This window comes from Roseomonas sp. SRI_022 (assembly GCF_057586215.1).
On record NZ_JBYCZL010000014.1, the window covers coordinates 114,216 to 139,874 of the forward strand.

23 protein-coding genes are annotated in these 25,659 nt (G+C 68.8%); 13 read left to right on the forward strand and 10 right to left on the reverse strand.

The features are described from left to right. Nucleotides 1–41 precede the first annotated feature (41 nt). The gene (locus AC2YHJ_RS15760) at nt 42–1,241 is read left to right on the forward strand and encodes an Ldh family oxidoreductase (RefSeq protein WP_487397026.1); all 1,200 of its coding nucleotides are present in this window, start codon (nt 42–44) and stop codon (nt 1,239–1,241) included. Between the two features lie 963 nt (nt 1,242–2,204). Here the strand turns inward: AC2YHJ_RS15760 and AC2YHJ_RS15765 are convergent. Next, a complete protein-coding gene (locus AC2YHJ_RS15765) occupies nt 2,205–3,293 on the reverse strand; it encodes a Bug family tripartite tricarboxylate transporter substrate binding protein (RefSeq protein WP_487397027.1) in 1,089 nt (362 codons plus the stop codon). A gap of 230 nt (nt 3,294–3,523) precedes the next feature. Between AC2YHJ_RS15765 and AC2YHJ_RS15770 the strand changes: the two genes are divergently transcribed. Next, the gene (locus tag AC2YHJ_RS15770; RefSeq protein WP_487397028.1) at nt 3,524–4,741 is read left to right on the forward strand and encodes a M20/M25/M40 family metallo-hydrolase; all 1,218 of its coding nucleotides are present in this window, start codon (nt 3,524–3,526) and stop codon (nt 4,739–4,741) included. 46 nt (nt 4,742–4,787) lie between these two features. Here AC2YHJ_RS15770 and AC2YHJ_RS15775 read toward each other — a convergent pair whose 3' ends face one another. From AC2YHJ_RS15775 to AC2YHJ_RS15785, 3 genes are all read right to left on the reverse strand, one after another. Beyond that, nucleotides 4,788–5,183, reverse strand: a complete 396-nt coding sequence (locus AC2YHJ_RS15775) for a hypothetical protein (protein ID WP_487397029.1) — start codon at nt 5,181–5,183, stop codon at nt 4,788–4,790. 354 nt (nt 5,184–5,537) lie between these two features. After that, nucleotides 5,538–5,771 (reverse strand): hypothetical protein, encoded by a 234-nt coding sequence (locus AC2YHJ_RS15780; RefSeq protein WP_487397030.1) that lies wholly within the window; start codon nt 5,769–5,771, stop codon nt 5,538–5,540. Between the two features lie 48 nt (nt 5,772–5,819). After that, nucleotides 5,820–6,698 (reverse strand): LysR substrate-binding domain-containing protein, encoded by an 879-nt coding sequence (locus tag AC2YHJ_RS15785; protein ID WP_487397031.1) that lies wholly within the window; start codon nt 6,696–6,698, stop codon nt 5,820–5,822. 111 nt (nt 6,699–6,809) lie between these two features. Here AC2YHJ_RS15785 and AC2YHJ_RS15790 point away from each other — a divergent pair, with 111 nt between their 5' ends. After that, entirely contained in the window at nt 6,810–7,835 is a 1,026-nt protein-coding gene (locus tag AC2YHJ_RS15790; protein ID WP_487397032.1) for a YeiH family protein, read from the forward strand. 446 nt (nt 7,836–8,281) lie between these two features. Here the strand turns inward: AC2YHJ_RS15790 and AC2YHJ_RS15795 are convergent, their stop codons facing one another. Continuing rightward, the gene (locus tag AC2YHJ_RS15795) at nt 8,282–8,623 is read right to left on the reverse strand and encodes an SUMF1/EgtB/PvdO family nonheme iron enzyme (RefSeq protein ID WP_487397033.1); all 342 of its coding nucleotides are present in this window, start codon (nt 8,621–8,623) and stop codon (nt 8,282–8,284) included. 4 nt (nt 8,624–8,627) lie between these two features. After that, entirely contained in the window at nt 8,628–9,587 is a 960-nt protein-coding gene (locus tag AC2YHJ_RS15800) for a LysR family transcriptional regulator (RefSeq protein ID WP_487397034.1), read from the reverse strand. A gap of 198 nt (nt 9,588–9,785) precedes the next feature. On the opposite strand from AC2YHJ_RS15800, the gene AC2YHJ_RS15805 reads away from it, so the two are divergent. From AC2YHJ_RS15805 to AC2YHJ_RS15820, 4 genes are all read left to right on the forward strand, one after another. Beyond that, nucleotides 9,786–11,237 carry a sulfatase family protein gene (locus AC2YHJ_RS15805; protein WP_487397035.1) on the forward strand — a complete coding sequence of 484 codons (1,452 nt, stop codon included), beginning with the start codon at nt 9,786–9,788 and terminating at the stop codon, nt 11,235–11,237. An 11-nt stretch (nt 11,238–11,248) separates the two neighbouring features. Then, nucleotides 11,249–12,217, forward strand: a complete 969-nt coding sequence (locus AC2YHJ_RS15810; RefSeq protein ID WP_487397066.1) for a Bug family tripartite tricarboxylate transporter substrate binding protein — start codon at nt 11,249–11,251, stop codon at nt 12,215–12,217. 467 nt (nt 12,218–12,684) lie between these two features. Further along, the gene (locus AC2YHJ_RS15815) at nt 12,685–13,749 is read left to right on the forward strand and encodes a ketopantoate reductase family protein (protein ID WP_487397036.1); all 1,065 of its coding nucleotides are present in this window, start codon (nt 12,685–12,687) and stop codon (nt 13,747–13,749) included. After that, nucleotides 13,746–14,507 carry an SDR family NAD(P)-dependent oxidoreductase gene (locus tag AC2YHJ_RS15820; protein ID WP_487397037.1) on the forward strand — a complete coding sequence of 254 codons (762 nt, stop codon included), beginning with the start codon at nt 13,746–13,748 and terminating at the stop codon, nt 14,505–14,507. Before AC2YHJ_RS15815 ends, AC2YHJ_RS15820 begins: the two co-directional genes overlap by 4 nt. 84 nt (nt 14,508–14,591) lie before the next feature. Here the strand turns inward: AC2YHJ_RS15820 and AC2YHJ_RS15825 are convergent, their stop codons facing one another. The 4 genes from AC2YHJ_RS15825 to AC2YHJ_RS15840 are packed head-to-tail and all read right to left on the reverse strand — an operon-like array spanning nt 14,592 to nt 18,391. Further along, complete coding sequence (locus AC2YHJ_RS15825; protein ID WP_487397038.1) at nt 14,592–15,569, reverse strand: ABC transporter ATP-binding protein; 978 nt, start codon at nt 15,567–15,569, stop codon at nt 14,592–14,594. After that, nucleotides 15,566–16,537, reverse strand: coding sequence for an ABC transporter ATP-binding protein (locus tag AC2YHJ_RS15830; RefSeq protein ID WP_487397039.1), 972 nt, complete (start codon nt 16,535–16,537; stop codon nt 15,566–15,568). The genes AC2YHJ_RS15825 and AC2YHJ_RS15830 overlap by 4 nt, the downstream gene beginning before the upstream one ends. A 19-nt stretch (nt 16,538–16,556) precedes the next feature. After that, nucleotides 16,557–17,417 carry an ABC transporter permease gene (locus AC2YHJ_RS15835; RefSeq protein ID WP_487397040.1) on the reverse strand — a complete coding sequence of 287 codons (861 nt, stop codon included), beginning with the start codon at nt 17,415–17,417 and terminating at the stop codon, nt 16,557–16,559. After that, nucleotides 17,414–18,391, reverse strand: a complete 978-nt coding sequence (locus tag AC2YHJ_RS15840) for an ABC transporter permease (RefSeq protein WP_487397041.1) — start codon at nt 18,389–18,391, stop codon at nt 17,414–17,416. The genes AC2YHJ_RS15835 and AC2YHJ_RS15840 overlap by 4 nt, the downstream gene beginning before the upstream one ends. An 84-nt stretch (nt 18,392–18,475) precedes the next feature. On the opposite strand from AC2YHJ_RS15840, the gene AC2YHJ_RS15845 reads away from it, so the two are divergent. The 6 genes from AC2YHJ_RS15845 (at nt 18,476) to AC2YHJ_RS15870 (ending at nt 25,659) form a co-directional block, all read left to right on the forward strand. Continuing rightward, nucleotides 18,476–20,068 (forward strand): ABC transporter substrate-binding protein, encoded by a 1,593-nt coding sequence (locus AC2YHJ_RS15845; protein ID WP_487397042.1) that lies wholly within the window; start codon nt 18,476–18,478, stop codon nt 20,066–20,068. Further along, complete coding sequence (locus AC2YHJ_RS15850) at nt 20,065–20,766, forward strand: creatininase family protein (RefSeq protein ID WP_487397043.1); 702 nt, start codon at nt 20,065–20,067, stop codon at nt 20,764–20,766. Before AC2YHJ_RS15845 ends, AC2YHJ_RS15850 begins: the two co-directional genes overlap by 4 nt. Before the next feature lie 279 nt (nt 20,767–21,045). Next, nucleotides 21,046–21,954, forward strand: coding sequence for a metallophosphoesterase family protein (locus AC2YHJ_RS15855; RefSeq protein ID WP_487397044.1), 909 nt, complete (start codon nt 21,046–21,048; stop codon nt 21,952–21,954). Then, nucleotides 21,938–23,041, forward strand: coding sequence for an ABC transporter ATP-binding protein (locus AC2YHJ_RS15860; protein WP_487397045.1), 1,104 nt, complete (start codon nt 21,938–21,940; stop codon nt 23,039–23,041). Before AC2YHJ_RS15855 ends, AC2YHJ_RS15860 begins: the two co-directional genes overlap by 17 nt. 13 nt (nt 23,042–23,054) lie before the next feature. Beyond that, complete coding sequence (locus tag AC2YHJ_RS15865) at nt 23,055–24,338, forward strand: ABC transporter substrate-binding protein (RefSeq protein WP_487397046.1); 1,284 nt, start codon at nt 23,055–23,057, stop codon at nt 24,336–24,338. A gap of 34 nt (nt 24,339–24,372) precedes the next feature. Next, nucleotides 24,373–25,659, forward strand: a complete 1,287-nt coding sequence (locus AC2YHJ_RS15870; protein ID WP_487397047.1) for an ABC transporter substrate-binding protein — start codon at nt 24,373–24,375, stop codon at nt 25,657–25,659.

The following is a 25,659-nucleotide window of genomic DNA, read 5'->3' on the forward strand; positions in this document are numbered from 1 at the left end:
GGTCATGGAGCGGGATTCGGACGGCCTTCTCGTGCCGTCGAATGCCCGCCTCGCTGATGCCGCGTCGTCTCCCGACGGCAACGGTAGGCGCATCGCGGGCGGGTCGCCTATCCCCTCCGGCGCTTTTTTTCCGCATCATCATCGTGGCGCTGGAAACCACGCGACGTCATGGCATGCTGCACATGCGACGATGCCCTGCTCGTCGCATGCAGCGATCAGGAGCCATGCGCGTGATCCTCAGCGAATCGGCGCTCGCCGCCCTCACTGCTAGAGTCTTCGAACGGCATGGCATGAGCCCGCACAATGCAACGCTGGTCGCCGGCGTCGTTGCTGCGGCTGAACGCGACGGTGCAGCGAGCCACGGGCTGCTACGTCTCAACGGCTATCTCGCGACGCTGAGGAGCGGCTGGGTGAATGGCGAGGCGGTGCCGATCGTGACACAGCCGGCCCCGGCGATCCTTGCCGTCGATGGCCGCAACGGCTTCGCACAGGTCGCCCTGGCCGCGGTGCGCGAGCAGGCGATCGCCACCGCGCGGCGCGAAGGACTTGCCGCGATCTGCATTCACGACTCGCACCATTTCGCCGCGCTGTGGCCCGATGTCGAACCCTTCGCCGAAAGCGGGCTGATCGCGATCACGGTCGTGAATACACGATCGCGCATCGTCGTCTGGGGTGGAAGGCGGAAGGTGCTCGGTACCAACCCCATGGCCTTCGCCTGTCCACGCAGCGACGGGCCGCCGGTGGTGTGGGACCAAGCCTCGAGCCTCCGCGCACAAGGCGAAGTGCTGAAGGCACGTGTCGAAGGCCATCCGGTGGTAGAGGGCGTTGGCCTTGATGCGCAGGGCAATCCAACGACCGATCCGGCGCTGATTCTCGACGGCGGATCGCTGCTCCCCTTCGGCGCGCACAAGGGGGCGGGCATCGCCTTCATGATCGAGGTGCTGGCCGCCGCGATGACGGGTGGTCGCTTCGGCTTCCAGGATGAGTCGCCGAAGTTTCCCGGCGCGCAGACCTCGCGTGCCGGACAGTTCGTGCTGCTGATCGACCCGACGCGTGGACCGGGCGGCGAGGTTCCCTCCCGGATCGCAGAACTGGTTGCGATGCTGCGGGAAGCCGGTTCGGATCGACTCCCGGGCGATGAGCGTCGTCGCAGGCGGGCCCGTGCGGTGACGGATGGCATTGTGATCGCGGATGCCACCTACGCCAAACTATGCAGCCTGGCTGGCGCGGTAGAAGCGTAGGTCGAACAGTGCCATCAAGGTGCTGCGCACACGGGACGCATTGGAGTCTTCGTAGCGACGCGTTGACTGATGCTGGCAGGCCATTGAGTAACAACAGCCAGTGCATGTCGGGGTACTCGTCGCGCGGTAAAGGGCTCGACCGAGCCACCTTCGATCGTATTGCCCGGACGCCCGATGTTTTTTTGGCGACGCCACCCGCCTAATCCGACCGATCCGCCACGTTCGAGTCGAACTCGGACGGTTGCCGATGCTGATCTCCCGGGTCGAGGTAAGGCGCGCCGTCGCACATTCCAGAGCGTCCACGACACCGTCGCCGCAGATCCTGAGAAGGCGCGCTACCGCCGACCGAGCGAGACGACCACGCATTTTGTTGGCCGCCCAATTCCCTGAACTCTGTGAAACTTTCCCCGCAACGCGCTCTGAGATTCTCTGTTTGAATCTTTAGGGAAATGATGCGGAACTCCAGGAGTTCCGTGCGTTCCACTCGGGCGGCGCCCCGTCAACTGGGGGAATCGGCGCGAATTTCCCTGTCCTTTCCCCGTAGAACGGGGAAATCAGGCATCCAGGCGGCGGAGACGGGTTCGTCCGGGACTGCGCGCACAACCACGCAGTCGCGGTGTCACAGACCATTTCTGGGTCCGCGCACCCCGCCCGGGAAAGCCCCGCCTTTCGGGCCAGACACGCGAGGGCGTTGCCCGAGCCGTATTTGAGCGACGCTGGCCCGGCGGGTTCAGCGCGCCAAATGCCAGTTCTGTCTCTCCTTGCCATTTCGGCACGTACGGATGGGGTCGGGTGCCGTGTCCCACGGCCCGCCTTTACTCCGGATTGAGCTTCTTGAGGTATCGAGCGATCACCGTGCTGGTCTGGACATGGCGCCGCCGGTTGTCCCCGTTTCCCGTCTTGTTCGCAGTCGGCGAGTAGGCCACCGCGGCGCGCGCGGCCGCGTCGTCCGTCCGGCACCGGCTATTCGGGTTCGATCCCGGCCAGGGCGACGTAGCGCGCGTAGCGTTCCCGCAGGTCGCGCACATAGCTGGCACAGTCTTCCAGGCTGTAGCGACCGATGGTGTGGCCAAACTCCTCCAGCCTCTCGCGCATCGGGCTGGAATTGAGAGCCCCTACCGCCAATTCGTTCAGCCGCTGCATCACCGGCAGTGGCGTTCCCTTCGGTACCGCGAGGCCGAGCAGGCCAGGCAGCGCCGCATCGGGGTAGAATTCCGCGACCGAGGGCAGGTCCGGGTATCGGTCCCAGCGCCGCGCGCGGGTTGTGGCGAGCGCGCGAACCTGGTTGTTCTTGAGGTAGCTGTCCGCCGCTGACGTCTCCTGCACCACAAAATCGATCCGACCGGCAAGCAGGTCGCTCATCGCCGTTCCCACAACACGATATGGCACGCCAAGGAGCCGGATGTCGGCGACCTTGCTCAGGATTTCAGCCGGCATGCGGGATGCGGTGTTGAAGTGGCCGAAGCTGTACTGGCCCGGCCGCGCCCGTGCCGCCTCGACCAAGTCGGGGATCGTGCGCCAAGGGGATTCAGACCTGACGATGAAATAGCTGCCGGCCGAGCCGAACATGCCCACCACGTCGAAATCCGTGCCCGGATCATAGGGCAGGTTCCGCATCAGGCTTGGGTTCGCGGCGTGGGTGCTCGTGGTGCAGAGCAGCAGCGTGTAGCCGTCAGCAGGTGCCGCCTTCACCGCCATCGTGCCGATGACGCCATTGGCGCCGGGCCGGTTCTCGACCACCACGGGCTGGCCGGCCGTCGTTTCGATGTACTGCGCGCACAGCCGCGCGGAGATATCTCCTGAGCCCCCTGGTCCAAAGGGAACGATGATGCGCACCGGCCGGTTGGGGAACTGCGCCTGCGCCAGTGCCGGCGCAGCAATACCCGCGGCGAGCCCAGCCAGCATCAGCCGTCTGCGGGTCGTTGCGATGGCTGTCATCTTGTCGTTCATGGTGACCTCCCACATCGCCCACATGAGGTGCCGGTGAAGCGGGCCGCGCGCTTCCTGGCGAAATGGGGCACGCCATCCTTGCAGTCGTCGGCGCTGCGGCACAACAGCGCCTCCCCTTCTCCGGACAGCCCCCTCAGCCTCCGCCATCGATGGCACTGCCCGTGTCCCGGATGGCCGGTCCAGCCACGGGACGCCAGACCCGCGACTGGCGACCGCAGCTCGGCTAGTCTTCTCGAAGCATGTTGGGTCGATCCGTATTCCGGGACCATTGGCTCGTCGCCTGGAAGATCGCTCAGGCTCGGAGCCCGCAAAAGCTGCAAGGAGGCCGCCGTATGACCGATTCAACCCCGCCGACGCTGCCACTCGACGCGGATGCGGCGGTGGAACGCCTGATGCGTTACCTCGCTATCGAGGGCATCACGGGCCACGAAGCCCTCATCGCCGCAGCCATCGTCGAGGACCTCAAGGCGGTTGGCGTGCCTGCGCCTGCGATCCGCTTCGATACGGCGCATGAGCGCATTCCGCTTCCGACGGAGACGGGCAACCTCATCGTTGACCTGCCCGGCACCCGGCCAGGGGCGCGGCTGCTCTTCTCGACGCATCTCGACACGGTCCCGCTCTGCGCCGGGGCGAAGCCGATCCGCAAAGGCGATCGCATCGAGACGGATGGCAGCACCGCCCTTGGCGGCGACAACCGCACCGGCTGCGCCGTCCTGGTCAGCCTGGCCGAGACGCTGTTGAAGCACCGCCTGCCGCATCCGCCCATCACGCTGCTCTTCACGGTGCGGGAGGAGAGCGGCCTGCATGGCGCACGCGAGCTGAACGCGGCCGATCTCGGCGGCGCCGTGATGGGCTTCAACGTGGACAGCAAGCTGGCTCGCGACCTGATCACCGGTGCGGTCGGTCAGGAGAACTGGCGCGTCGAGATCAAGGGCCGCGCCGCCCATGCCGGCGTGGCGCCCGAAACCGGCATCTCCGCGACGCTGGTCGGCGCCATCGGCCTCGCCGAGGCCGCGAAGGCCGGCTGGTTCGGCAAGGTGGTGAAGCCCGACGGGAACGGCACCAGCAATGTCGGCATCTTCGGCGGCAAGCCGGGGCAGCCGGCTGGCGACGCAACCAATGTGGTGACGGATCTCGCGGTACTGGTCGGCGAGGCCCGCAGTCCCGAAGCCGCCTTCGCGGCCAGCATCACCGAGGGCTATCGCGCCGCCTTCGCCGCCGCGCAGGCACAGGTGAAGGCATCCGACGGCACAACAGCCGAGGTTTCCTTCACGCACACGCCGTCCTATCCGCCCTTCCGGTTGGATGACACCGACGCCGTCGTGCGCCACGCCGCCAGGGCGGTCGCGGCACTCGGCCTCGAGCCGCGCCTCGTCTTCTCGAATGGCGGGCTCGACGCGAACTGGATTTCGGGAAAGCACGGCGTGCCAACTGTGACCATCGGCGCTGGCCAATACGAAATCCACACGGTCAAGGAGTACGTGGACATCCCCGAATTCGAGCGCGGTTGCCGCCTCGCGGTGCTGCTCGCGACGATCGTCACCGACTAAGGGCGAACTGCGGATGCCGCCGTGATGACAATACGACCCGATCCCGTCAGTCGTCGTGCTGGCCAGTGCCCTGTGCCAGCACGTGTCGCGCAGCGCGACGCAGGAGCCACCCAGCCGGACCGCGCGCCTCCATGATCGCCCGCTCAAGGATGCGCAATTCACCCTCTGCCCTGTTTCGCGCGAGCGACGCGTCGAACGCCTGTCCGCGTGCGACCTGCGCCGCCTCCAGCAGCGATTCAATCTTCCGTGCCGTGTAGGCCTCGGTGCCCCGCTCTTCGATCTCCCGCAGCCTCGCTTGCGTTTCGGCCAGGTCTTGGGCCAAGCGCGCAATCTCGGCGTCCTTCTCCAGCGTCGTGGGCGGGCTGATTGGCTTCAACTTGCGTGGAGCCGTGACACCACGCGGATGACGTGAACGCCGCTTGCGGGCCGCCTTGCACGTCACGTCACACCATCCTTGCCGCGAGCAGCGGACGTGTCCGGCATGACGAAAGCTCTGCGACTCCGTTCATCATCGCCTCCCGATTCGAGGACCTGCCTCAACGCTGAATCCGCGCGCGCTACGAGGCCAGTACCTTCTTCGTGAGCGTCACACCCCGCGACTGCAGCAGCACGAGGCAAGTGAGGCCGCACCGGTTGGCGAGAATCCCGCGTCGCTGGCAGCATCGCCCGCACCTGCATCCGGATGGTGGCAGCATTTCCGGGCAATGTCGGCTCCCTACCGCCCTCCCCCGGTTGCCACCTCCCTGCGGTGGGAAATCTTGCGAGGTCCAACCGTTCCGCCCCGCGCGGCGCCCCCCTATTGCTGGACGCGGATGAAGCGCACGGCGTTGTCGCTCTGCACATTCGCCTCGTAGCGAAGGTCGGCCTTGGTGCCCCAGACATGGCGCTGCCAGTACAGCGGGATCAGTCCGACATCGTCGCGGACCGCGAGCCGCGTCGCATCGGCGAAAGGCTGGTTGCGGTGCGTTTCATCGAACTCGCTCAACGCCTGGTTCAGCAGCCCGTCGAAGGCGCTGTTGGAATGCAGCATGTGGTGGAGTCCCTCACAATGCAACGCGCGATGCCTCGCGCCGACCAGTCAGAGAAGAGCCTCGAACGCCGTCGCGACCGGGCTGAGTTGACGGCCCGCAATGCTCAATCGACTGAAGTCCCGTCGAAGATCGAAGTCGCGCATCCGAACCACGCGCAGCTTGCCGAGGGCGATCTGGTCCGCCGCCGCATCCGCCGAGATCAGTGCAACGCCGACCCCCGCCATGACCACCTGCTTGATCGCCTCCGTGCTGCCGACCTCAAGCGTCTGACGCGGCACGATGCCCTTGTCTGCCAGCGCGGCCTCGACGATCTCGCCGGAGCCGGACCCGGGTTCCCGGACGATGAGGATCTCATCCCCGAGCATCGTCGCCGGGATCGGCCCCTTTCGCCGGGCCAGACGATGCGCCGGCGCCGCGATCAGGACCATCGCATCCTCGCGCCACCGCATGACGTGAAGGCTCGGCTCGCTCACCGGCCCCTCGACGATCGCGATGTCGAGTTCCCGCTGCAGCAGCAGGTCGGCGATGGCCCTGGTGTTCGCGCTCGTCAGCCGCAGTTCCACCCCGGGATGGGCTCGATGAAAGGCGCCAAGCAGGGGCGGGAGGACGTAGGTCGCGACGGTCGTGCTCGCCCCGATCCGCAGCACGCCGCGGGTGAGGCCGCGTAGCGCGGCCAGGTCTTCCTCGGCCGAACGTTCGGCAGCGAATACGATCCTCGCGTGGCCAGCCAGCACATGTCCGGCCGCAGTCAGGCGGATGCCACCCGGCCCGCGCTCCAGCAATGGGCTGCCAAGCTGGGCTTCCAACTCTCGCACGCCCTTCGAGACGGCAGGCTGGCTGATATGCAGGGCCTCAGCAGCACGGGAGAAGCTGGCGCGGCTCGCCACGGCATCGAACAGTCGCAGCAGGTGAAGATTGATGGTCATAACTATAGGATATGCTTGTGTGAGAAGAATGTATTGGAGTTATCCGAATGCCTGAGGCTTCTGCAAGTCCTCGGCCGGCCGGTTGCCGGCGTTGCAGGGAACCAGGGTCTCATGACGGTCATTACGCGCGCCGTGTCCCGGATCGGACCGGGCGTCGCACTTTGCCTCGGCATCGCGCTGCTCAGCCTCGCGCTGCAGGCCGTCGAGGAGGCAACATTCGGCCACCCCTATGTCGAGGCCCTGGTCATCGCGATCCTTGCGGGCATCGCGCTGCGAAGCTGGGGACGGTTGAGCGAGCGCTGGCTACCGGGCATCGCGTTCAGCGCGAAAACGCTGCTCGAGGTGGCAGTGATGCTGCTCGGCGCGACCGTCAGCGTCCAGGTCCTGCTTTCCGTCGGGCCTGGCCTATTGATCGGCATTGCCCTCGTCGTGCTGCTGGCCATCGGGGCGAGCTACGGCATCGGGCGCGGGCTTGGCCTCTCACACCGGTTGGCGCTGCTGGTCGCCTGCGGCAACTCGATCTGCGGAAACTCCGCCATTGCGGCCGTCGCGCCCGTGATCGGGGCGAACGGACGCGATATCGCCTCCTCCATCGCCTTCACCGCAGTGCTCGGCGTGATCGTGGTGCTGTCGCTGCCCCTGCTGGTGCCGGTCCTCGGGCTCTCGGCGACGCAGTACGGGGTGCTGGCGGGGCTTACAGTCTATGCGGTGCCGCAGGTCCTAGCCGCGACGGCGCCCGTCGCGATGGTCAGCGTGCAGATGGGCACGATCGTCAAGCTGGTGCGGGTCCTGATGCTCGGGCCGGTGGTCGTCGCGCTCAGCGTGATGGGCGAGACGGCGCGACGGGCGGAGAACGCGCGACGGCTCTCCCCGATGCGTTTCGTGCCCTGGTTCATCCTGGGCTTCCTGGGGCTTGCGGCACTTCGCTCACTCGACCTGGTTCCGCAGGCAGCGGTCGGGCCGCTGGGCCTGCTCGCGAAGATCCTGACGATCGTGTCGATGGCCGCGCTCGGCCTTGGCGTCGATCTGCGGGTCCTGCGGGCGGTGGGCGGGCGCGTCACGGCGGCGGTGATCGCGTCGCTGGTCCTGCTGATCGGCATCAGCCTCGGGTTGATCCGCCTGTTGGGGGTAGCCTGAGATCGGCCGCCATTGGGGGGACGCCAGGTCCGACGGCCCCGCCTCGGTCATGTCGCGTCACGCCGGCAAAGGCCGGCGATGATGAAGCGCGCGAAGGTCTCGCCGATTTCCCGGTCGTTCATCGACCGCCGGGGAACACCAGCGCGCGATGTGGTTGATGGTGCCCGTGGAGAAGGCGACGGCGAGATGCCCATGACAGCCTTCCGCTGATGTCTCACCGCTCGAGGCTACGCGGCGAAGGGCGCCGTGGTAATGCCGTCGGGTCCGCTCCCAGGCGCCGCTGCCATGCCCGAAGCGGCTAGCATCCGATCAGCGCCGGACGCCGAATGGATCGTCGTAGGCCAGGCGCAAGCCGGTGTGACCGGCCGAGGTGTTGGGACTGTGTCCTGTCCGCGCCGCGATGCGGTAGCGGTAGCTCTCGTGACAAAGCTGGGAACCGCCCTTCATCACGCGTTTCGCGCCACTGTGGCCGCAGCGTTGCGCGCCCTTGCGGCGGAGCTCAACGAACGCACGCGATACGCGTCCGCACACCAGTCCCAGACCTTGCCACACATGTTGGACAGGCCGTACCCGTTCGGTCGGAAGCTGGCCACCGGCGCATCGGTTCCGACGACGGCGTTGCCCCCGGGAATGGTGACGACGGGTGAAGCCCCCGCCGTCGTCAAGGTACCGCGAGGCGCGGAGGCAGGCGCAACCGGAAGTGCCTTGCCAACCCGCCCTGGCACACAGCGCGCCTTCAGGGCTGTCGCAGGCTCGGATGGCCAGGTCACCGGGCGGCGTTCCTGCATATCGTCATGTTGGCTGCGCTGCGGCAGCGCGTCGGCTCGTACGCGGTTCCCGCACCTTGTCCGGCTGGTGCCTCGCGCGCGCCGCCGCCTCGATATGCTTCATCAGGCGCAGCGCTGTCGGACTGAGATAACCCTTGGATCGCCAGACCAGCCCAGCCGAGCGGTCGAAGACATCCTCCGGCGACGCCAAGGCGACCTCCCGATACGCGCTCCCGGCTTCCGTCGCCGCGAGCCGCGAGCGTTCCAACAGCGCCATGGCATTGAGAACCGTACCGAAATGCAGCGGAAAGGGGTGATCGCGTAGCGCGATCACGACCTTGGGAAGCGCGAGCTTGCGACTGTGGAACTGATGTTCGAGCCATCCCCGTGCTTCCGTCCCGCTGCCGGGCACGAGCCAGGCCTCCTCAGCGAGTTCCGCCCACTCCACCGCCCGGCGGCGCAGCAAGGGATGATCCGCCGGCGCTGCCACGACGCGCGGGTCGCGGAACAGGGGCTTCCACATAAGCTCGCCGTCATTGGCGAATCCTGATCCGGCAAGCGCGAAGTCGATCTCACTGTTCAGCAGCAACCGACCGAAGATGGCCGGTGTGCCGCCCAGCATCTCGATCATCATGCCCTGACGAACCAAGGGCCGCATGGCTTCGGCGAGCAACGATTGTGGGATGCCGATACCGACGCCAATGCGCACCAGCCCCGCGCGACCTCCGCGCAGATCACGCATGGCACTCGAGGCATCCTCCACCCGTGCATGGATGTCGCGCGCATGCGTCGCGAAGATGCGGCCGGATTCCGTGAGAACGACGCCCCTCGCCTTGCGCTCGAACAACTGCATGCCAAGGGCCCGCTCCAGCCGCGCCACGGATTTGGTCAGTGTCGGCTGTGAGATGCGCAGTTGGCGTGCCGCTGCGCTGAGGTTCTGACTACCCGCGACAGCCAGGAAGTTCCCGATGTCGTCCGTGTTCATGACGTCTCCGCACCGCAACATGCCGGCCGATCCGCGGCGGCATCCGCGGATTTCCACGCGATATGCCACTTTGGAATGGTTTCGGCGATCGTCATCGTAGCCGCCCCTGCTTCAGGCGCTCTAGACCTTGGTGCAACTGCCCCCTCGGCGTGACGCTGCGCCGACGGCGAAGGCGGCGAGATCTGAGGAAGCAAGTCCATGACCAAAGGCCGGAACCTGCTCGTCATCATGTCCGACGAGCACAACCCGAAGATCGCCGGCTTCGCCGGCGACGCCATGGTGGCCACCCCGAATCTCGATCGGCTCGCGGCACGTGGCACGCGCTTTGACGCGGCCTATACGCCGTCACCCATCTGCGTTCCGGCGCGCGGCGCCTTCGCCACGGGCCAGCCTGTGCATCGCAGTCGCTGCTGGGACAATGCCATCGCCTATGACGGACGCATGCCGTCCTGGCACAAGGCGCTGCGCGACCGCGGACACCATGTCGCCTCGATCGGAAAATTGCATTTCGAAGGGCACGCAGGTCAGGACTACGGCTTCAGCGAGATGATCCTGCCGATGCAGATCACGGGTGGCACCGGCGATGTCACCATGCTGCTTCGTGATCCGTCGGACGTGCGGGAAGCCGGTGCTCGCAAGCTGATCGCTCAATCCGGACCAGGCGAGAGCGAGTACTCGCTGTACGACCGCCGCGTCGCAGCCGCAGCGCAGGTCTGGCTGCGAGAAAGTGCGCCGAAGCACACCGACAAGCCATGGGTGCTGTTCGTCTCCATGGTCGCGCCGCATTTCCCGCTCACGGCGCCCCCGGAGCACTACTATCGCTATGCCGACCGTGACTTCCCGCGACCGAAGCTTTGGGACGCGCCGGCGGCAGAGCGCCTGCCGCATCCTTGGTTGCGCGGTTACGGGCATCGGTCGGACCACTACCGGCATTTCCGCGACGATGCCGACCTGCAGCGTGCGCTGGCGGGCTACTACGGCCTCGTCTCCTTCATGGATGAGAATGTCGGAAAGATCCTGACGGCACTGGAGGCGGCCGGCCTCGCGGACAATACGCGCGTCATCTACACCTCGGACCACGGCGACAACCTCGGCACGCGCGGCCTGTGGGGCAAATGCACCATGTACGAGGAAAGCGCCCGCATCCCGCTCCTCATGGCGGGCCCCGAGGTTCCGGTCGGTCGACCCTGCCCGACGCCGGTGACGCTCTGCGATGTCTCCGCCACCATCCTCGACGCGGTCGGCGCCGCCGATGCCATTGCCGAGCTCTCATTGCCCGGCGAATCCCTGCTCGCCCTGGCCGGCGCACCGCCAAGGGATCGGGCGGCGCTATCGGAGCTGCACACCTATTGCCCCAATGGGGTCTTCATGCTGCGAACGCTCCGGCACAAGTACATCCACTACGTCGGCGCGGCTCCGCAGCTCTTCGACCTTGAGAGCGATCCGGAGGAGTTGCATGACCTCGCTGGCGACCCCTCCCATGCCCCGCTGCTGGAGGAGATGGAAGCGCGGCTGCGTGCCATGGTCGACCCCGAGACGATGGACGCCGAGGCCGTCGCCGCCCAGGCGCGAAAGGTCGACGAGTACGGTGGGATGGAGCGCATCAGGCAGAAGGAGCGGATGGCCTATACGCCGCCGCCGGTAGGGTGAAGGGGGTGGCGATGCATCGGCGTTCCCTGCTTCTCGCTGCACCGGCACTTGCGTTGTCACGCCCCTTGCGGGCGCAGATCGCCGGAGGCCGGCCCATCCGCCTCGTTGTCGCCTACGCGCCAGGGGGCGGCACCGATCTGATGGCGCGGGCCGTAGCCCAGGGCATCAGGAACCATCTCGGCCAGAATGTCGTGGTGGAGAACCGCGCCGGCGGGAACGGTACGGTCGGTTCGCTCTCCGTCGCCCAGTCCAGGCCGGACGGCACGACGCTGCTCTTCGCCTCGGGCAGCGAGCTCGCTGTGAAGCCGCTGCTGGAGACGGATCTCCCTTACGACCCGGTCCGTGACTTCATGCCCATTGCGCTGATGGGCATCACCCCCGTCGCCATCGCGGTGCATCCGTCCGTGCCGGCGCGCACGATCGGTGAGTTCATCGCGCTTGCCAAGGCACAGCCTGGCGCGGTGAACGTCGCCAATTCCGGCCGCGGCGGCGTCATGCATCTGACTGCGGCATATCTCGCGCTACGGGCGGAGGTCAACGTCGTGCACGTCTCGTATCGCGGCGCGGCGCCCGCGGTGGCCGACACAGTGGCAGGGACGGTGCAGGCCGTGGTGTCCGGCCTGCCGCCGCTGCTGCCCCAGGCACAGGACGCGCGCCTGCGGATCCTGGCCCTCGCCGTTCCGCAGCGAAGCGCCGCCGTGCCCGATGTACCGACCCTGGACGAAGCGGGTTTCGCGGGCTTCGACATGTCCAACACCGTCGGCATCGTTGCACGCCGCGGTACGCCGCCAGAGGTCGTGGACGCCTTGAACGCCGCCGCCAATCGGGCCATTCAGGATCCTGAGATTCGCCAGGTCTTCTTGGCGAATGGCGCAGAACCTGCCGGATCCTCAGTCGAGCAGTATGCCACTTTCGCGCGTGCCGAGCGGGAGCGGTTCCGGGCTGTCGTCCGGATGACGGGTATCAGTTCACAGGAATAGCGGGCCGGTCAGCCAGAGCTGTGACGCGCAGGGCCGCCACGGCCGAGTTCGCGCGCCGCTCGGCTGCCAGCGCCACCAACGCCGTGATGTCGCCTTAGGCAGCCCACTCCCCCCCAGCACCGGTCCAGCGCGCAACGTCGTCAACACGACGTCGGTGAAGAAGATCACCATCGCGGTTGCAAGGTTGCGCGGGCCGGCGCCTGCGGAACACGGCGAGGCGGGTGCCGGCGATCAGCGGCCCCGCCCGCAGCAACTGGAGGAGCGCGCGGAAGAAGACCTGAACCCTGACCCGGATCCCGCGCGCGGTCGTCAGCCGGATCGCCAGAGCCCCAGCGGCGAACGTGATGGCGCGGCTTCCATCGACGCCCCGCCGCGGCGATTCCTCGAAGAAGCCTGGAGCATTGACGGCGGCGGTCCGCGGCGTAGCGTCGGCGTGATGGCGACGCAGAGGTTGCGAAGGGACGGGCATGGCAAAGGAAGCGGAGAAGGCCGAGGCGCGGGAGGCGACGGACCGGGGGCCGATCCTGGTATGGGGGGCGGGCGCGATCGGCGGCACCGTCGGCGCTGCGCTGGTCCGCGCCCGCCATGCGGTGGTCTTCGTCGACATCGAGGCAGAGCACGTCGCCGCCATCGCCGACCCAGTGCGCGGCCTGTCGATCGAGGGACCGGTCGATCCGCACCGCGTCGTCGCCCCGGCCTTCACGCCCGATCGCGTGCAGGGCGTGTTCCGCCGCGTCTTCCTCTGCGTCAAGGCGCACCACACGGAGGCGGCCTGCCGCGCGCTGCTGCCGCACCTCGCGCCGGACGGCTATGTGCTGTCGCTGCAGAACGGCCTCTGCGAGACGATCATCGCGGGGATCGTCGGGCAGGAACGGACGATGGGCTGCTTCGTGAACTTCAGCGCCGACTGGCATGGACCGGGGCGCATCATGTACGGCGGACGCGGCGCCCTGGTGCTGGGCGAACTGGACGGCGCAGCTACGCCGCGGCTCGCCGCGCTGCACGCCCTGCTGCGTGACACCTTCGAACCGGCCGCCGTCACGACCGACAATATCTGGGGCTTTCTCTGGGGCAAGCTCGGATACGGGGCGATGCTCTTCGCCCAGGCGCTGGGGGAAAAGGGCATCGCCGACTGCCTGGCGCGACCCGAGTTGCTGCCGCTCTGGCGCGCGCTCGGGTCCGAGGCAGTGGCGGTGGCGCGGGCCGAGGGCGTGGAGCCGCGCGGCTTCAACGGCTTCGATCCGGCCGCCTTCGCGCCGGGAGCGACCGAGGCGCAGGCGGCGGCCTCGGTCGCCGAGATGGTCGCCTTCAACCGACCCAACGCCAAGACGCATTCGGGCGTCTGGCGCGACCTCTGGGTGCGCCGGCGCCGCACCGAGATCGACGTGCAGATCGCTCCGATCGCGGAGATCGGCGCACGGCACGGCCTGCCCTGCCCCACGGTGCGCCGCCTCGTCGCCATGACTCATGAATGCGAGGCCGGAGCGCGCCCGATGTCGGACGCCAACCTCACGGAGCTGATGTCGCCATGAAGGGATACGACTTCACCGGCGTGACCGTTGCCGTCACCGGCGCCGGGCACGGGTTCGGGCGCGCGATCGCGCGCGGCTTCGCCGCACTCGGGGCGCGCGTCTTCGGCTGCGACATCTCGGCCGAGGAACTGGCAGGAACCGCCGACCATCCGGGCGCGATCGCGACCAAGGCCTTCGACCTGACGGCGCCCGGCGCTGCGAAGGCCTGGATCGCCGAAGTCGAAGCGGCAACCGGTGGGCCGGTCGGCGTGCTGGTCTGCAACGCCGGCGGCGTGCGCGGCCAGGTGAACCGCCCGATCGAGGAGGTGCCGGAGGCCGACTGGCACGCCATTCTCGACATCAACCTCAACGCCGCCTTCGCGCTCTGCCAGGCGGTGGTGCCGGGGATGAAGCGGGCGGGCGGCGGGCGGATCGTGACCATCAGCAGCGGTGCCGGACTGCAGCCCAGCCGCACCGGCATCCAGGCCTATGCCAGCGCCAAGCACGGGCTGGTCGGGCTGACGCGGCAACTGGGGCACGAACTCGGCCAGTTCGGCATCAACGTGAACAGCGTCGCGCCGGGCTTCGTGCTGTCCAACGCCGCGACCGAGAAGCAATGGGCGGCCTACGGGTCGGAAGGGCAGGCCCGCGTGCTCGCCTCGATCGCGCTGCGCCGGCTGGGGCTCGCGGAGGACATCGCCAATGCGGTGCTGTTCCTCGCCTCGCCCATGGCGAACTACATCAACGGCCAGGTGATCAGCGTGGACGGGGGGAAATAGGCGGCGCGCTTCGCCGAGGTCGCCGCCGCCCGCATCCGCGCTGAGAAGGTGTAGCCGGGGCCACTCCGCGGCGACGCGTGAGGCTCACGCGTGGTGGCAGGCGACCTCGACGCCGTCCTTCGCCACCAGCGCCGGGCGTTCGCGCCGGCATAACTCCGTCGCGCGCGGGCAGCGCGGATGGAAGGCGCAGCCCGTGGGGGGCGAGAGCGGCGAAGGGAGTTCGCCGGCGATCGGCCGGAAGCCGACCGCATCCGCGTCCAGGCGCAGCTTCGGCACGCTGTCGAGCAGGCCCTGCGTGTAAGGGTGGCGTGGCGTCGCATAGACCTGCCCGGCCGGGCCGACCTCAACGATGCGGCCGAGATACATGATGGCCACGCGGTCCGAGACATGCCGCACGACGGAGAGGTCGTGCGAGATGAACAGGCAGGTGAGACCGAGTGCGGCGCGCAGGTCAAGGAACAGGTTCAGCACCTGCGCCTGGATCGACACGTCGAGCGAGGCGACCGGTTCGTCGCAGACCAGGATGTCGGGCTTCATCGCCAGCGCGCGGGCGATCGCCACGCGTTGCCGCTGCCCGCCCGAGAACTGGTGCGGGAAGCGTGTCGCGACGCCGGGGTCGAGGCCGACGCGCGCCAGCCAGTCGGCAACGAAGGCGGGTGCCTCGGCGCGCGTGATCAGGCCATGCGCGATCGGCCCCTCGCTGATCGTGGCATCGATGCGCCGGCGTGGGTTGAGCGAGGCGAAGGGATCCTGGAACACCGTCTGGATGCGCGTGGTGGTCTTGCGGCCGTGGTGCATCACCGGCTGGCCTTCGATGCTGATCTCGCCCACGCTCGGCGGCAGGATGCCAGCGACCATGCGCCCGAGGGTCGACTTGCCGCAGCCGGATTCACCCACCAGGCCCAGCGTTTCCCCGCGGCGGATGGTGAAGGAAACGTCGGTCACGGCGCGCACCGGGCGGGTCTCTACGGCTGCGCCGAACATCGCGGCAATGCGGTCGCCGATCGACAGATGCGGGTCAAACCGACGCGTCAGCGCGGTGGCGGCGACAACATCGGTCATGCCGCGGCCTCCAGCGGGTGATGGCACAGCGCTTGGCGTCCGGGGCGCTCGATGCGCGGCGGTGGCGTCGTGCAGGCAACATCCGCATGGGCGCAGCGCGGCGCGAAGGGGCAGCCGGTAGGCAGCGCGAGGAGAGACGGCGCGGTGCCCGGGATCTGCGCCAGGCGCTGGCCCGGTTCGGCCATGGCGGGCAGGCTGTCGAGCAGCCCGCGCGTATAGGGATGCAGGGGTGCGCGCAGTACGGCGCCGACAGGACCGCTCTCGACGATGCGCCCGGCATACATGACCAGCACGCGGTCGGCGAGCGAGGAGACCGTCGCGAGGTCGTGGCTGATCCAGATCAGCGCTGTGCCGGAATCACGCGCCAGCGCCTTCATCTCCGCCAGGATCTGCGCCTGGATCGAGACATCGAGCGCGGTGGTGGGCTCGTCCGCCACGATCAGCTCCGGCCCATTCAGCAGTGCCATGGCGATGGCCACGCGCTGGCGCATGCCGCCGGAGAATTCGTGCGGATAGTTGGAGAGCCGCGATGCGGCCTCGGGGATGCCGACGCGCGTCAGCATCGCGCCGGCGCGTTCGGCCGCTGCGCGATCGGACACTCGGCCATGCGCCTGCAATGCGAGGGCCATCTGCGTACCGATGGTCAGCACCGGGTTCAGCGTGGCCTGCGGGTCCTGGAAGACCATGGCGATGCGCTTGCCGCGCAGTGCGCGCATGCGTTCCGCCGGCAGGCCGACCAGTTCCTGCCCGTCGAAGCGGATCGACCCGCCGACGATGCACCCGGGCGGATCGACCAGCCCGAGCAGAGAGAAGCCGGTCACGGATTTACCCGAGCCGCTTTCGCCGACCAGGCCGAGGATCTCGCCGGGCGCGAGGGAGAAGGACACGCCGTCCACCGCGCGCGCCACACCCGCGCGCGTGAAGAAATGCGTGCGCAGATCGGTGACTTCCAGCAGCGGCGCGGTCATCGGCCCCTCCGCGGAGCGGTCATCGTCTGAGCCTGGGGTTCGTCTGGTCGCGCAACTGGTCACCCACCAGGTTGATCGCCACGACCAGCACGATCAGCGCAATGCCTGGATAGACCGAGATCCAGGTCCGCCCGCTCATCATGTACTGGAAGCCGTTGGCGATCAGCATGCCGAGGGAGGGTTCGGTCGGCGGCAGCCCAAGGCCGAGAAAGGACAGCGTGGCCTCCAGGGAGATCGCATTCGCCACCTGCACGGTGGCCACAACAATCAGCGGCGGCAGTACGTTCGGCAGGACGTGGCGGAAGACGATGTGCAGCGTCGAGAGCGGCGTGGCGGCCGCGGCCTCGACATAATCCTTGCGTCGTTCGGCGCTGGCGGCGCCATAGGCAGTGCGCGCGAAATAGGCGTACTGCGCGGCAACCAGCGCGATCACGAGTTGCGTCTTGCCCTGGCCAAGCACGGCCACCAGCACCAGTGCCAGCAAGATGGCGGGGAAAGAGAGTTGCAAGTCCACCACGCGCATGATGGCGGTCTCGACCCAGCCGCCGGCCTGCGCCGCCAGGATGCCGAGCAGCGCGCCGATGGTCAGCGCCACCGTCCCGGCGGCGAGCCCCATCTGCAGGGAAATGCGCAGCCCGTACAGGATGGCCGAGAGCAGGTCGCGCCCCTGCGCATCCGTGCCCAGCACATGCACATAGCCGTTCGAGCCGACGAAGCCCGGCGGCCGGCGCGCGTCGCGCAGGTCGAGGCTCGCGAGGTCGTAGGGGTCCTGCGGCGCGAAGATCGGCGCACCCAGTGCCGCGCCGACGATGACGAGCACGACGATCAGCGCCAGCAGCGCCACGCGGTGCTCGGCATATTCACGCCAGAAGGCCTTCATGCCGCGGCCCCGCCGCGCCGCAGCCGCGGATCCAGCAGCGCATAGGACAGATCCACCACCAGGTTGATGGTGACGAACAGGAAGGCCACCAGCACCAGGTAGGCGACCATCACCGGACGATCGAGCGCGGTGATGGAATCGATGATCAGCTTGCCCACGCCGGGCCAGTTGAAGATGGTCTCGGTCACCACCGCGAAGGCCAGGGTGGAGCCCAGTTCAAGGCCGAAGACCGTGACGAGGGGAATGGAGATCAGGCGCAGCACGTGGCGGCGCAGGATGGTCGCGTCCGACAGGCCCGCGGCCCGGGCGAACTTCACCGTGTCGGTCAGCATGATCTCCCGCGTGCCGGCGCGCGACAGGCGAATCATCATGGCCAGCTTGAACAGGCTGAGGTTGAGCGCCGGCAGCGCGAGGAAGGACAGGCCTTCCAGCGACAGGAAGGACCAGCCGATGCCGAAGACCTCGACCACCGGCCCGCGATCGCCCGCTGGCAGCCAGTCCAGGTTGACCGCGAAGGTCAGGATCAGGATCAGCCCGACCCAGAAGGTCGGGACCGAGAAGCCCAGCACCGAGACCGCCATGATGACGCGCGAGACCACGCTGTGCGGCCGGTAGCCGGCATAGATCCCAAGCGGCACGCCCGCCAGCGTGCCGATCAGTACCGCCGCCAGCGCCAGTTCCAGCGTGGCGGGCAGGCGCGACAGGATCAGCGTCAGCACCGGCATGCCGAAGACGAAGGACGTACCGAAGTCCCCCCGCAGCAGCCGTCCCAGGAAGGCCAGGTATTGCTGCCAGAGTGGCAGGTCGAGCCCGAGCCGGCGGATCGCCTGTTCCCTGATGTCCTGCGTCACGTCCGGGGAGATCAGCACGTCGATCGGGTTGCCGATGGCATAGACGCCGGCAAAGACAAGCGCCGACATCGCCAGCATGACGAGGGCCGCCTGAAGCAGACGCTGGATGACATAGCCGAGCATTGCGCCGACTATCCGGCAGTTTACAGGCGATGCAAGGCATTCCAGCATCGCCGGACGGGATGCTTCCAACGGGAGACAGTGAAGATGACGCGCGACCTCCGCCGCCTCGCCCTCGCCACCGTTGCCGCCGGCGCGCTGCTGGGTGGCTCCGCATCGGCCCAGACGCTCACCATGGGCGTCATCGCGGGGCCCGAGAGCATCGACCCGCACTACACCGCGACCGGCACCCATTCGGAATCCCTCAAGCATGTCTTCGACACGTTGACCCATTCGGGCGACCGGCTGCAGATCGAACCGGGCCTAGCGGAATCCTGGTCGATCGTGAACCCGACCACCTGGGAGTTCCGGCTGCGCCGCGGCGTGAAGTTCCATGACGGATCGGACATGACGGCGGAGGATGTCGCTGCCTCCATCCGCCGCATGCAGACGCTGTCGGGCCCGAACCCGACCAGCATCTACGTCCGTCGCGTGCGGGAGGTGCAGGTGGTCGACCCGCACACGCTGCGCGTCGTCACCGACGGGCCCGCGCCGACGCTGCCCAATGACTTCATCCGGCTGTTCGTCGTTTCGGCACGCGCCACGGCGGGGCTGACGCCGGAGAACTCGAACGAGGCGTTCAATGCCGGCCGTGCGGCGATCGGCACCGGACCGTATCGCTTCGGCTCCTGGACGCCGCGCGAGCAGTTCACCGTCGAGCGCAATGACGCGTATTGGGGCGCGCGCCCCGCCTGGGCGCGCCATGTCCGGCGCGAGATCGCGAACCCCGCCGCGCGCGTCGCGCAGTTGCGGACCGGCCAAGTGGACATGATCGTGCGCGTGCCGGCGGCCGACGTGCCGACGCTCGAGCGCGAGCGCACACTTTCCGTGGTGAAGGCCGAGACGGTCTATGTGTTCAACCTCGCACTCGACCAGCGCGAGTCCACATCGCAGGTGACCGCGCGGGACGGATCGCGCCTGCCTGCCAACCCGTATCGCGATGCCCGCGTGCGGGAGGCGATCGACCTCGCCATCGACCGCCGCGCGCTCGCGGAAGTCGCGATGGAAGGCATGGGCACGCCGCAGAGCCAGATGGTGACGCCCGGCATCTTCGGCTATAACCCGGCACTCAGCATCCCGACGCCGAACGTGGCGCGCGCGCGCCAGTTGCTCGCGGAGGCCGGCTACCCGAACGGCTTCCGCATGGTGCTGAACTTCACCAACAACCGCCTGCCGGGCGACAACGGCGTCGGCACCTCCATGGCGCAGATGCTCGCGCGCATCGGCATCGAGGTGCAGGCGGCCGGACAGCCCGCGGCGGTGATCTTCCCCGCCCGCGCGCGTGGGGAACTCTCCAACATCATGGCCGGCTGGGGCACGCTGACGGGTGAAGCGAACTACTACTACTCGGCCAATGCGCACACCAATAACCGTGAGCTCCGCCTCGGCGCCTTCAACTGGTACGGCTATTCCAACCCCGAGATCGACCGGCTGATCCAGGCGGCGAATGTCGAGCTCGACGACCGTCGGCGCGAACAACTGCTCCAGGACGTCGGCGCGCGCTTCATGGGCGAGCGGGTCGTCATCCCGATCGCGGCGGTCGGCTCAGCCTGGGCGATGCGCCGCGACCGGGTGACGCTTCGCGTGGGCCGCTCCGACGAGGAGACCTACGCCTGGGACGTCGCCCCCGTTGCCCGGTGAGGATCGCGGACAGCAGTTGGGCCGACATCGAGGCCTGGCTCGCGCATGACGACCGCTGCGTGCTGCCCTTCGGCAGCACGGAGCAGCATGCGCAGCTCTCGCTCTGCGTCGACGCCATCCTGGCCGAGCGCGTGGCGGTGGAAGCGGCCGAGCCGCTCGGCGTGCCGGTGTTCCCCGCGATGCCCTTCGGCCTGGCGCCCTACTTCGCTGCCTTCCCGGGCAGCATCAGCCTGCGCGTCGAGACGCTGCTCGCGGTGACGCGCGACCTGATCGCCTCGGTCGCCGGGTCGGGTTTCCGGCGCATCCTCATCGTCAACGGCCATGGGGGCAACGCGCCCGTCGGCGCGCTGGCGCAGGAGATCATGGCGACCGATCCGCGCCTTTCCATCCGCTTCCACAACTGGTGGAACGCGCCCGCCACCTGGGCCGCTGCGCAGGCGGAGGCGCCGGATGCGAGCCACGGCAACTGGTTCGAGAACTTCCCGTGGACGCGCCTCGCGCATGCCCCCGCGCCGCCCGGCGGGAAGGCGGCGGTCGACACCGCCCTGATGAAGGCGGCGCCGCCGGCGCGGGTGCGGGAGATGCTCGGTGACGGCAGTTACGGCGGCGCCTGGCAGATCCCGGACGCCGCCATGCAACGCATCTGGGCGGCGGGCGTCGCCGAGACACGCGCCGCGCTCGAGGGCCCCTGGCCCTGAGGCCGGTGGCGCCCGCCCGCGCCGTTCGGCCCAGCGGCACCGTGCGCGCCATCGCCGGCATGGCCGCGACCTTCGCGTGCCAAGCCTCGAGGTGTTCAGCACGCGCAGGAACGCGCAGGTGCCGATCGAGGAACGCACCGCCCCCTTCGCAGTGCAGCACGTGAATCGGTGCGAGGACGCCCGCGCGGTCTTCCCCCAACGCCGCGCAAGCAGGTAGCGTCCTGCCCCGGCCGCCCCGCCTGCCGGCGCCCGGCGCCGCGGAGGAACGACGCGCCAATCATGCCGACCATCCTGCAGATCACCGACGCGCATCTTTCCCCCCGCAACGGCCTGTTCCGGGAGAACCTCGAGCGCATCCGACGCGCGGTCGAGGACGACCCGCCCGACCTCGTCGTCGCCACCGGAGACCTTTCGCTCGACGGCGCTGATCGCGACGAGGACATGGCCTTCGCGGCCGCGTTGCATCGTGCCTTCCCCGCGCCGCTCCTCGCCTTGCCGGGCAACCACGATGTCGGCAGCCATCCCGGCATGCAGCCGAAGCAGCCGGTGACGGAACATCGGCTGGCGCGCTTCCGTGCGCATTGCGGTCCCGGCCGCGGCGTGGTGGACCTGCCGGGCTGGCGCGTCATCGGCCTCAACACCGAAGTGATGGGCATGGGCATCGCGGAGGAAGCGGCGCAGGAGGCCTTCCTCGATCAGGCCATCGCCACCGCCGGGGCGCGCCGCATCGCGCTGTTCCTGCACAAGCCGATCTTCGTCACGACGCCTGACGACACCGCCTTCGACGAGTGGTCTGTACCGCCGCCCGCGCGCGCGCGGCTGGCCGCGCTGATCGCGCATCCGGCGCTGCGCCTCGTCGCCTCGGGCCACCTCCATCTGCACCATGAATTCTCGATCGGCGGCGTCACCTTCGCCTGGGCGCCGGCGCTCTCCTTCCATGTCAGCCCGGTGCAGCAGGAAGGCCTGCCCGGGCTGCGCCACGGCGGCGCGCTGCTGCACCACCTGCACGAGGATCATGTCGAGACCAGGCTGATCCAGCCCGACGGCGTCGCGACGGTGCTGCTCGATGAAGTGCTGCACCTCACCTACGCGATCCCGGCGACAATGGGTCTTCACGCGGCGGACGCGGGTCTGTCATCGCCCGGTCATGCAGTGCCGGCAGGAAGCGCCCATGACCGCGGAGCGTGACGCCCCCGATGCGCTCCGCCTGAGCGGCATTGCGAAGTCCTTCGGCGCCACGGCGGCGCTCCGGGATCTCAGCCTCGCGGCGCGGCCGGGCAGCTTCCTGGTGTTGCTTGGCCCCTCCGGCTGCGGCAAATCCACGCTGCTGCGCGTCATCGCCGGGCTCGAAGCCGCTGATGCCGGGCTGGTCGAGATCGCGGGGCGGGATGTCACGGCGCTGCCACCAGCCGCCCGCGGCATCGCCATGGTGTTCCAGTCCTACGCGCTGTTCCCGCACCTCAACGTGGCCGAGAACATCGTCTTCGGCCTGCGCGCGCGGCATGTCGATCGGGCCGAGCGCGATGCGCGCCTCAAGCGCGCCGCCGCGATGCTGGGGCTGGAGACGCTCCTCGCGCGCCGGCCATCGCAACTCTCGGGCGGGCAGCAGCAGCGCGTCGCGCTCGCCCGCGCGGTGGTGGCCGAAGCGCCGGTCTGCCTGATGGACGAGCCGCTCTCGAACCTCGACGCCAAGCTGCGTGCCGAGATGCGGCGCGAGATCCGGGCGCTGCAGCAGCGCCTCGGCATCACCATGGTCTATGTCACGCACGACCAGGCCGAGGCGATGAGCATGGCCGACCAGGTCGTGCTGATGCGCGACGGCCGCATCGAGCAGGACGCGACGCCCGAGGAGGTCTATGCGCGCCCGGCCTCCGTCTTCGCCGCGGGGTTCATCGGCACGCCGCCGATGTCGCTGCTGCGCCTCGCACCGGGCGATGGCGGCGCGGTGATCGCCGGCACCGAGGGGCCCATCGTGGCGCCGGCCGCGGCAGCGGGCGCCATCCTGGGGCTCCGGCCGGAAGAAATCGCCGTGACCGATGGCGAGGGCCTGCCGGTGCGCGTCGTCTCGGCCGAATTCCTCGGTGCCGAGACCGTGCTGACCTGTTCCCCCGGCGCGGAAGGCGAAACGGTCCAGGCGCGCATCCCGGGTCGCCACAGCCCGTCGCCTGGCGCGCTGCTGCACCTTCGCCTGCCCGCCGCGCTGCATCTGTTCGACGCCGCCACCGGGCGGCGCCTCCCCGATCCCGTCCCGCGGCCCGAAGCCGTGCCTGCCTGAGAGGAGCGAGAGAATGAGCCTGACCCGCCGCGGCGCCATCGGCGCGATCGCCACCGCGCCCCTCCTTGCCGCCCCGGCGCTCCGTGCGCAGGGCGTCACCGAGATCACCTTCAACTACCCGATCGCCGTGGGCGGGCCGATCCCGCGCATCATCGACGGGTATTGCGAGGAGTTCGCGCGGGAGAATCCGGGCCTGCGCGTGAAGCCCGTCTATGCCGGCACCTACCAGGACACGCTGACCAAGACGCTGACGGCACTGCGCGGCGGCGATGCGCCGCAACTCGCCTGCCTGCTTGCGGTCGACATCTTCACCCTGATCGACGAGCAGGCGATCCTGGCCTGGGACGACCTGCCCGGCGTGCAGCGTGCCTGGCTGGACGGCTTCTACCCGGGTTTCCTCGAGAACAGCCGCACCGGCGGCAAGACCTGGGGCATTCCGTTCCAGCGCTCGACAGTCGTCCTCTACTGGAACAAGGACGCGTTCCGGGAGGCGGGCCTCGATCCCGAGACGCCGCCCGCCTCCTGGGCCGAGCAAGCCTCCTTCGCCGAGCGGCTGACCAAGCGCCAGGGTGACGCCACGACGCAGTGGGGCATACAGATCCCGTCCTCGGGCTTCCCGTACTGGCTGTTCCAGGGGCTGACGACACAAAACGACGTCCGCCTGATGAACCCCGAGGGCAACCGCACCTCCTTCGGCGACCCCAAGGTGGCCGAGGCGCTGCAGTACTGGATGGACCTGGCGATGCGCCAGCGCGTGCATCCCGCCGGCATCGTCGAATGGGGCACCACGCCGCGCGACTTCTTCGAACGCAAATGCGCGATGATGTGGACCACCACCGGCAACCTGACGAATGTGCGCCGCAACGCACCCTTCCCCTTCGGCGTCGCGATGCTGCCGGCGGGGCGGCGACGCGGCAGCCCAACGGGCGGCGGCAATCTCTACGTCATGCGCACGGCAACCCCCCCGCAGCGTGACGCCGCGCTGAAGTTCGCCCGCTTCCTCACGACGCCCGAGCGCGCCGCGCAATGGGGGATCGACACGGGCTACGTCGCCGTCACGCCGGAGGCCTTCGAGACGGCGGCGATGCGCGCCTATGTGGCAGACTTCGCCGCCGCGGCCGTGGCGCGGGACCAGTTGCCGCACGCGGTGGCGGAACTGTCCACGCATGAGAACCAGCGCGTGACGAAGGCGCTGAATGATAACCTGCAGGCGGCGCTGACCGGCCGCAAGCAGGCCGGACCGGCCATGGCCGACGCCCAGGCCGAGGCGGAGCGCATCCTGCGCCCGCACCGTTGAGAGCAGGCGTCGCATGAGGGAGGAGACAAGGCAGATGAGGACCACCCGGCGCGGCCTCCTGGCCGTCGGCACCACGATGCTCGCCGCCCCCGCAACGGTGTCGGCGCAGCAGGTGCGCGAGCTGAGTTTCTATTACCCGATCGCGATCGGCGGCCCGGTACCGCGCATCATCGACGCCTATTGCGAGGCGTTCCAGCGCGAGAGCGGCATCCGCGTGAACCCGGTCTATGCCGGCACCTACCCGGAGACGCTGACCAAGGCCGTCACCGCGATCCGCGGCGGCAGCGGCCCGCATTTCTCGGTCCTGCTCGCGGCCGAGCTGCACAGCCTGCGCGACATGGACATCCTGGCCCCCATCGAGGAGATCGACGCGGGTGCCGAGACGCGCGCCTGGCTCGGGGGCTTCTTCCCAGCCTTCATGTCGAACAGCCTCGCCGAGGGGAAGACCTGGTCGGTGCCCTTCCAACGCTCCACCTCCGTCTACTTCTACAACAAGGAGCAGTTCCGCGAGGTTGGCCTCGACCCCGAAGCGCCGCCTCGCACCTGGGCCCAGTTGCTCGATGCCGGGCAGAAGCTGACGCGGCGCGAGGGCACCGCGCGGTGGGGCGTGCAGCTCGCGACCAATGCGGGCACGGCGCAATGGACCTTCGGCGCGCTGTGCAACCAGGTCGGCCACCTGCTGATGAACCCGGCGGGCACCGAGGTCTACTTCAACCATCCCCGCGCGATCGAGGCCGCCGAGTTCTGGCGCGCCATGGCCTTCACGCAACGCATCACGCCGCAAGGCGTCACGGAATGGGCGACGCTGCCGGCGAACTTCCTCAACGGCAGCGCCTCCATGGTCTGGTCGACCACCGGCAACCTGACGAATATCCGCCAGGCCGCCCGCTTCGCCTTCGGCGTCGCCGGCCTGCCCGGCAAGGAGGGGCCGCGCACCGTGGTGGGCGGAGGCAACCTCTATGTCTTCAAGAACGCCAACGCCGCCGAGCGCGCGGCGGCGCTGCGCTTCTTCCGCTTCCTGACCACCGCCGAGCGCGCGGCCGACTGGTGCATCCGCACTGGCTACCTCGCCGTCCGCCCGGATGCGTGGGAGACGGAGGAGCTGCGTCGCTACACGCAGGAAGTCCCAGCCGCGCTGGTCGCCAAGGATCAGCTCCCGGTCGCGACCGGGGAGCTTTCCACCTTCGAGAACCAGCGCGTCTACAAGGCGATCAACGACAACCTGCAGGCGCTGCTGACCGGGGCCAAGACCGCCCAGCAGGCCATGGCCGACGCGCAGGCCGAAGCCGACCGCGTCCTGCGCCCGTTCCGGCGGGGCTGA

Excerpts from the sequence above, each read along its gene's own strand:
- AC2YHJ_RS15760 (WP_487397026.1), top strand. The coding sequence starts at position 42 with ATGCCCGCCTCGCTGATGCCGCGTCGTCTCCCGACGGCAACGGTAGGC.
- AC2YHJ_RS15770 (WP_487397028.1), top strand. The coding sequence starts at position 3,524 with ATGACCGATTCAACCCCGCCGACGCTGCCACTCGACGCGGATGCGGCG.
- AC2YHJ_RS15780 (WP_487397030.1), bottom strand. The coding sequence starts at position 5,771 with ATGCTGCATTCCAACAGCGCCTTCGACGGGCTGCTGAACCAGGCGTTG.
- AC2YHJ_RS15785 (WP_487397031.1), bottom strand. The coding sequence starts at position 6,698 with ATGACCATCAATCTTCACCTGCTGCGACTGTTCGATGCCGTGGCGAGC.
- AC2YHJ_RS15790 (WP_487397032.1), top strand. The coding sequence starts at position 6,810 with ATGACGGTCATTACGCGCGCCGTGTCCCGGATCGGACCGGGCGTCGCA.
- AC2YHJ_RS15795 (WP_487397033.1), bottom strand. The coding sequence starts at position 8,623 with ATGCAGGAACGCCGCCCGGTGACCTGGCCATCCGAGCCTGCGACAGCC.
- AC2YHJ_RS15800 (WP_487397034.1), bottom strand. The coding sequence starts at position 9,587 with ATGAACACGGACGACATCGGGAACTTCCTGGCTGTCGCGGGTAGTCAG.
- AC2YHJ_RS15805 (WP_487397035.1), top strand. The coding sequence starts at position 9,786 with ATGACCAAAGGCCGGAACCTGCTCGTCATCATGTCCGACGAGCACAAC.
- AC2YHJ_RS15810 (WP_487397066.1), top strand. The coding sequence starts at position 11,249 with ATGCATCGGCGTTCCCTGCTTCTCGCTGCACCGGCACTTGCGTTGTCA.
- AC2YHJ_RS15815 (WP_487397036.1), top strand. The coding sequence starts at position 12,685 with ATGGCAAAGGAAGCGGAGAAGGCCGAGGCGCGGGAGGCGACGGACCGG.
- AC2YHJ_RS15820 (WP_487397037.1), top strand. The coding sequence starts at position 13,746 with ATGAAGGGATACGACTTCACCGGCGTGACCGTTGCCGTCACCGGCGCC.
- AC2YHJ_RS15825 (WP_487397038.1), bottom strand. The coding sequence starts at position 15,569 with ATGACCGATGTTGTCGCCGCCACCGCGCTGACGCGTCGGTTTGACCCG.
- AC2YHJ_RS15830 (WP_487397039.1), bottom strand. The coding sequence starts at position 16,537 with ATGACCGCGCCGCTGCTGGAAGTCACCGATCTGCGCACGCATTTCTTC.
- AC2YHJ_RS15835 (WP_487397040.1), bottom strand. The coding sequence starts at position 17,417 with ATGAAGGCCTTCTGGCGTGAATATGCCGAGCACCGCGTGGCGCTGCTG.
- AC2YHJ_RS15840 (WP_487397041.1), bottom strand. The coding sequence starts at position 18,391 with ATGCTCGGCTATGTCATCCAGCGTCTGCTTCAGGCGGCCCTCGTCATG.
- AC2YHJ_RS15845 (WP_487397042.1), top strand. The coding sequence starts at position 18,476 with ATGACGCGCGACCTCCGCCGCCTCGCCCTCGCCACCGTTGCCGCCGGC.
- AC2YHJ_RS15855 (WP_487397044.1), top strand. The coding sequence starts at position 21,046 with ATGCCGACCATCCTGCAGATCACCGACGCGCATCTTTCCCCCCGCAAC.
- AC2YHJ_RS15860 (WP_487397045.1), top strand. The coding sequence starts at position 21,938 with ATGACCGCGGAGCGTGACGCCCCCGATGCGCTCCGCCTGAGCGGCATT.
- AC2YHJ_RS15865 (WP_487397046.1), top strand. The coding sequence starts at position 23,055 with ATGAGCCTGACCCGCCGCGGCGCCATCGGCGCGATCGCCACCGCGCCC.
- AC2YHJ_RS15870 (WP_487397047.1), top strand. The coding sequence starts at position 24,373 with ATGAGGACCACCCGGCGCGGCCTCCTGGCCGTCGGCACCACGATGCTC.